This is a genomic window from Chitinophaga sp. 01L420, from assembly GCF_056399985.1.
Window position 1 is genome coordinate 1 of sequence record NZ_JBFTSK010000136.1, and the last position, 776, is coordinate 776.

1 protein-coding gene is annotated in these 776 nt (G+C 50.4%); it reads right to left on the reverse strand.

Going from position 1 to position 776, the window contains the following annotated elements:
• On the reverse strand, nt 1-776 hold a 776-nt coding region (locus AC1DP6_RS36490), incomplete at both ends, for an Ig-like domain-containing protein (protein ID WP_477059309.1).

Consider the following 776-nt stretch of genomic DNA (forward strand, 5'->3'; position numbering starts at 1 on the left):
ACGAGGCTTAATGTATTGGAAGCGGTATTGAGGTTATTACCGACGTTCACGGCTACACTGGCTGGTACCTGTAGGGTTACCGCGCCATCTGTGGCAGGTGTTACGAGAACGGTGTAAGTGATATTATCTGTTGTCTGGAATGCGCTGAGCGTAGCGTTGGTGGTGGTAATATCTCCAACTACAAATCCAGTCACCGCTTCGGTGAATGTTATGGTCGCGGTGAATGGTGCTATCACCGGCGAGGTAGCGGTAGTGGAAATGACCACACCCGGATTAGTGGTATTTACGAGTACCCCGGTAGTGTTGCCCACATTATTGAGTGTGAGTACTGCATCTTTTCCGGCTGTGTTACGGATAGTGCCGGTAACTGCTGTGCCGAGTGTAATACCATCCATATCCATATCGCCCTGCTGCACGGTGTAGCTGTATMGTAAAGCATTGGTGCCGCTGCCGCTTACAAGTGTAGCGGATCTKGTRGTGGCGCCTATGATTACATCCAGCGATGAAGCACCGGTAACATTCACCGGTTCACTGAAGTGAACGGTGAAGGAGAGTACCTGGCCAAGTCTGTAAATGGCATTTGCCGGTACRTCTACTGCTGTTAYKACWGGAGCTGTTCCWGCAAAAACGAGGCTTAATGTATTGGAAGCGGTATTGAGGTTATTACCGACGTTCACGGCTACACTGGCTGGTACCTGTAGGGTTACCGCGCCATCTGTGGCAGGTGTTACGAGAACGGTGTAAGTGATATTATCTGTTGTCTGGAATGCGCTGAG